The sequence below is a fragment of the Kocuria tytonicola genome (genome assembly GCF_003687455.1).
GTDB lineage: Bacteria > Actinomycetota > Actinomycetes > Actinomycetales > Micrococcaceae > Kocuria > Kocuria tytonicola.
The window spans coordinates 1-5,156 of the sequence record NZ_PHOA01000130.1; the positions used below are offsets into that span (position 1 = coordinate 1).

6 protein-coding genes are annotated in these 5,156 nt (G+C 72.2%); 2 read left to right on the plus strand and 4 right to left on the minus strand.

Annotated features, from left to right (window positions below; translation table 11 throughout):
* Positions 1–71: 71 nt before the first annotated feature.
* Both CWC38_RS10775 and CWC38_RS10780 read left to right on the plus strand, forming a co-directional pair.
* Complete coding sequence (locus CWC38_RS10775; protein ID WP_240625229.1) at positions 72–713, plus strand: hypothetical protein; 642 nt, start codon at positions 72–74, stop codon at positions 711–713.
* 76 nt (positions 714–789) lie between these two features.
* Complete coding sequence (locus CWC38_RS10780) at positions 790–1,215, plus strand: hypothetical protein (RefSeq protein WP_121846731.1); 426 nt, start codon at positions 790–792, stop codon at positions 1,213–1,215.
* A gap of 163 nt (positions 1,216–1,378) precedes the next feature.
* Here the strand turns inward: CWC38_RS10780 and CWC38_RS10785 are convergent, their stop codons facing one another.
* The 4 genes from CWC38_RS10785 to CWC38_RS10800 form a co-directional block, all read right to left on the minus strand.
* Positions 1,379–3,838, minus strand: a complete 2,460-nt coding sequence (locus tag CWC38_RS10785) for a heavy metal translocating P-type ATPase (protein ID WP_121846732.1) — start codon at positions 3,836–3,838, stop codon at positions 1,379–1,381.
* Positions 3,831–4,040, minus strand: a complete 210-nt coding sequence (locus CWC38_RS10790; RefSeq protein WP_121846733.1) for a heavy-metal-associated domain-containing protein — start codon at positions 4,038–4,040, stop codon at positions 3,831–3,833. Before CWC38_RS10790 ends, CWC38_RS10785 begins: the two co-directional genes overlap by 8 nt.
* Positions 4,041–4,140: 100 nt before the next feature.
* Complete coding sequence (locus CWC38_RS10795; RefSeq protein ID WP_121846734.1) at positions 4,141–4,467, minus strand: metal-sensitive transcriptional regulator; 327 nt, start codon at positions 4,465–4,467, stop codon at positions 4,141–4,143.
* A gap of 109 nt (positions 4,468–4,576) precedes the next feature.
* Positions 4,577–5,156, minus strand: a 580-nt coding sequence (locus tag CWC38_RS10800) for a TetR/AcrR family transcriptional regulator (RefSeq protein WP_133306255.1), incomplete at its 5' end; no start/stop codon positions are given.

Genomic DNA, 5,156 nt, shown 5'->3' on the forward strand with positions numbered 1-5,156 from the left:
GTGCCGGGGATCCCGTCAGGGGGGCTCGATAGACTGGGCGAAACACCCGCCGCGATCCCAGGAGTTCCCGCGTGCCCCAGTCCATTCCCGCACCGCACGGCGGCGAGAGCCGCCCGGGCCCCCGCCGCGCCGACGTGCGCCACGACCTGTGGGTGCCCACGCTGGTGCGTGCCGTGGTGGCGCTGGTCTTCGCCGCGATCACCGTGTTCTGGCAGGAACCGTCCCCCGCCGCGGGGCGCTGGGTCATGGCCCTGTTCCTCGTGGGCACGGGCCTCTCCGCGCTCTTCCTGCAGGTGCGCCTGAACCGGAACGAGTCCGTGGACCTCGGGGCGAGCCGCGGCATCCCCCAGTCCTACGGGGTGCTCTACGTCCTGGGCGGCGCGCTCACGGCTGTGGTGGCCACGAGCAACTGGGTGTTCGTGCTGCTCTCCGCCGTGGTCCTGGGACTGTGCGGGATCACGGAGCTGGTGCTCGGCATGCGGTTCCGGGGGGAGTTCCCCCTGGGGAGGGACTGGACGCTGTGCGGCGCGATCACCGTGTTCGCGGCCATGGGCATGGTGCTCGTGGAGACGCTCGGCACCAAGGCGGAGCTCGGCGTGGTGGGTGGTGCGGCCATCCTGATCGGCGTCACCCAGCTCATTGCCGCGCTGAGCCTGCGCCACGACGCCCGGGCCGCGGACGGCACTGCCGCCCACCCTTCCCGTGAGGGCTGACGGCGTAGACTCACAGGTTGAACCGGCGGACGGGACTCCGCCGCCTCGCACCCCGAACACTGCCAGGAGGAATCACGTGGCCCAGCGCACTGAGCACAACGGCCGGCGCACAACGGACATCAAGGGGCCCCTGGTCATCTCGGCCGTCCTGGCCGTCGTGGCGTTCGTGATCGTCTCCGTGGTGGCCGCCGGCGGTTCCGACAACGCGGCCCGTGTGGGGCTGGGACTGATTGCCGCCGGCATCACGTTCATCGCCTCCGTGGTGGTGTGCGCCACCCTCATGCTGCTGGAGAAGCCCAACGCCGAGGAGCTCGGCCAGGGCACCGGCGTGAACCGTTCCTCCGCCAAGATCTTCGCGGAGAACAAGGCGCGCCGCGAGGCCGAGCGGGCACGCAGCACGGAGCAGGGCGGCACCGCTTCCCGCGCCGCGGACGAGCCCGAGTTCGGCCAGCGCGTCCACCCGGACACCACCGGCGAGAAGCCGGGCTCGAGCGCTCGCTGATCTTCGCGCGGGGCAGCGGTCCCGGCGTGCAACGAGGCCCCGGGGACCATGTGGTCCCCGGGGCCTCGTCCTGCGCGGCACGTCGTCCTGGGCGTGTGGTGCCTGCGGGGCATGTGACGGTGGCCGCCGCCGACTCGCCCAGCCGCCCGCCCAGCAGGCGGGCTCAGCGCGCGAAGCGCCGCAGCCGCAACGAGTTCAGCACCACGAACACGGAGCTGAACGCCATGGCCGCACCGGCCACCATCGGGTTCAGCAGTCCCAGGGCGGCCACCGGGATGGCCACCGTGTTGTACGCGAACGCCCAGAACAGGTTGGACTTGATGGTCGAGAGCGTCGCTCGGGAGAGCCGGATGGCCAGGGGGATGGCGGTGAGTTCGCTGCGGACCACCGTGATGTCCGCGGCCTGCATGGCCGCGTCCGTCCCGGAACCCATGGCGATGCCGAGGTCCGCCGTGGTCAGCGCCGGGGCGTCGTTGACGCCGTCCCCCACCATGGCCACCACATGACCCCCCGAGCGCAGGGACTCGACGGCCTGCACCTTGCCGTCCGGGGTCACGTCCGCAACCACGTCCTCGGGGGCGATCCCCACCTGCGCGGCCACGGAGCGGGCCACGGCGGCGTTGTCGCCGGTGAGCAGGACGGGGCGCAGCCCCAGCTCCTTGAGCTCGGCGATGGCGGCAGGGGCCTCGTCCTTCACGGTGTCCCGCAGGTCGATGAACCCGGCCAGGCGGCCGCCCACGGCCACGAGGATGGTGGTGGAACCCCCGGCGCGGGCGTGCTCCAGGGCCTCGGTCTCCTCGGCGTTCAGCCGAACCCCGTTCTCGTGCAGCCAGGAAGAGCGGCCCACCACCACGAAACGCGCGTTCATCCCGTCCGGCACATAGCCCCGCACGCCGCCGCCCGGGGCGGACTCGAAGCGGGTCACCTGGTACCGGTGGGGTGTGGCCGCCGCAATGGCCTGGGCAATGGGGTGCTCCGAGTAGCGCTCCACGGCCGCGGCCAGGTCCAGCACCTGGTCCCGGGACCACGCGTGGAGCGGGGTCACGGTGCTCACGGCCATGTTCCCGTGGGTCACGGTGCCGGTCTTGTCCAGCACCACGGTGTCCACGGAGCGGGTGTCCTCCAGGACCTCCGCGGAGGTGATGAGGATGCCCAGCTGGGCGCCGCGCCCGGTGCCGGTCAGCATGGCCGTGGGGGTGGCGAGACCCAGGGCGCACGGGCACGCGATGACCAGCACGGAGACGGCCGCCACGAAGGCGCGGTTGAGGTCGCCGGTCACCAGCAGCCACACCGCGAGGGTCACCAGCGCGATGCCCATGACCACGGGCACGAACACCGACGAGATGCGGTCCGCGAGCCGCGCCACAGGTGCCTTGGTGGCCTGGGCGCGGGCCACGGTGCGGCCCATCGAGGCGAGCACGGTGTCCGCCCCCACGTGGGTGGCGCGGGCGAGCAGCCGCCCCGTGGTGTTCACGGTGGCACCGGTCAGCTCGTCCCCCGGGCCCACCTCCACCGGCACGGACTCGCCGGTGAGCATGGAGGCGTCCACGGCGGAGCCACCCTCCAGGACCACGGCGTCCGTGGCGACCTTCTCGCCCGGGCGCACCACGAAGGCGTCCCCCACGGCGAGCTCAGAGACCGGCACGGTGTGCTCGGTGCCGTCCTCCGCCACCACGGTGGCCTGCTGCGCGCCCAGGTCCAGCAGCGCCTTGAGCGCCTCGCCGGAGCGGGACTTCGCGCGAGCCTCGAGCCAGCGGCCCAGCAGCAGGAACGTGGTCACGAGGGCGGCGGACTCGAAGTAGAGCTGGTGCCCGGACATGTCCATGCCCGCGCCGGGATGGGCGTGGGCGGTCATGCTCGGGTCCGCGACCAGGTGCCACAGGGAGAACAGGTACGCCGCGGCCACGCCGAGGGACACCAGGGTGTCCATGGTCGTGGACAGGTGCCGGGCGTTCATCGCGGTGGCGCGGTGGAACGGCCACGCCGCCCACGTGACCACGGGCAGCGCCAGCAGGGCGGCCACCCAGCCCCAGTGCGGGAACTGCGCCCCGGGCACCATGGACACCACGAACACGGGTGCGGAGAACGCGGCCGCCACCCAGAAGCGCTTCTTCAGGTCCGCCATGCGCCGCTGGGCCGGGGTGGTCTCGAGCGCCGGGTCCCGGTGCTCGTTCTGCTCCGCGCCGTCCTCGTGGCGGGCACCGTCCGTGGCGGGCGTTGCGGCGCGGTCCCGCGCATCGCCGGGCACGGCACCTGCTGAGGGCACGGCAGGGGAGGCGCCCGACGACGTCGTACCCGCTGTTCCTGCCCCGGGGTCGGAGTCTGCCCCGTCCTGGGGCTCGGACGCCGCCTGCTGCGCGCCGCCCGTGATGCGGGCCCCGTACCCGGCGCGCTGGACGGTGTCCACGATGTCCTGGTCGGAGACGTCCGCCGGAACCTGCACGGAGGCGGACTCCAGGGCCAGGTTCACGGCGGGCTCCACGCCGTCCAGCTTGCGGAGCTTGCGCTCGATCCGACCCACGCACGAGGCGCACGTCATGCCGGTGATCTCCAGCTCCAGCTCGCGCAGGGGGCCGTGGACCTCCGGGTCGAGGGTGGTGGTGGGTGCGGAGGGCTCACTCAACGGTGTACCCCGCTTCCGCCACGGCCGCGGAGATCTCCTCGGGGGACAGCTCGCGGGAGCTGGTGATGGTCACGGGGGACGTGCCGCCCGCGTTGAGCTCCACGTCCACGGCGGTCACGCCGGGGATCTCGGACAGCTCCTCCTGCACGGAGGACACGCAGTGGCCGCAGGTCATGCCGGAAACGTTCACGGTGGTGTTCATGGATTTCTCCTTCGGTCGTGGGTGGCCCGCAGGGCCCGGAGGCGCAGGCCTCTCGGCGCGGGGCGGGAAAGCAGGGGGCAGAGCGAGCTGCAGATCGGGGTCAGCTCTTGACCAGGCGGGCGATGGCGGCGTTGGCCTCCGCGAGCTTGGCGTCCATCTCGGAGGTGTCCCCGGTGTCGTGGGCGTGCTCCACGGCGTGCTTGACGCAGTGGCCCAGATGCTCCTCCATGAGCCCCAGGCTCACGGACTTCAGGGCGGACTGGATGGCGGAGATCTGCGTGAGGACGTCGATGCAGTAGGTGTCCTCGTCGATCATGCGCTGGATGCCGCGCACCTGGCCCTCGATGCGCTTGAGGCGCCGGGCGTAGGCGGCCTTGTCCTGCGCATAGCCGCGGGAGGGGGTGTCCTGGGTGCTCATGGCATTCATGCTATACCCCGAGGGGGTATCTGTTCAACGTGGTGCCGGACACCAGGTGCGCAGAGAGGGCGGGGTGGCCGGGCGGCGTCGTGCGAGCGGCCTGCGGAGGTGGGGAAGGTCAGGAGGTGGTGCGCAGCACGGTGCTCATGGTGCGCTGCAGGGCGTGGGCCATCTCCTCGGCGCCCATCCCGGAGGCGGGGGAGTCCGCGGCCTGCTGCCGCAGCACCGTCATGAGCCCGCCGGCCACGAAGTAGGTGCGCATCCACTGGTCGGGGTCGAGGGCGTCCAGCTCGGTGTTGTAGGCGGCACGCGCCACGCGCTCGGCGAGCCACAGCTCCACGATGGGACGCACGCGCGAGGCGAGCTGACGGTTGCCCACCGTGGCCAGGTTCCCCATGCCGTGGGTGTGCACGAAGGCGATCAGCCGTTCCAGGGGCTTCTCGATCCCGGAGCCCTCGAAGCCCTCGAACTCGCGCGCCGTGCGGGAGAGCTCCTGGCGCACGATGTCCGCGTAGACGTCGTCGAGCCCCGAGTAGTGCTGGTAGAAGGTGGGGCGGGAGATCGAGGCCTTCTTGCACAGCTGGGAGATGGTGATGCTCCGGGCGTCCTGGGCCTCCAGCAGCTCGAGTGCGGCGGTGCGAACGGCGGAGAGGGTGTGGGCCACGCGCACGTCCAGGGGGGCGCACCGGGGGGAGTGC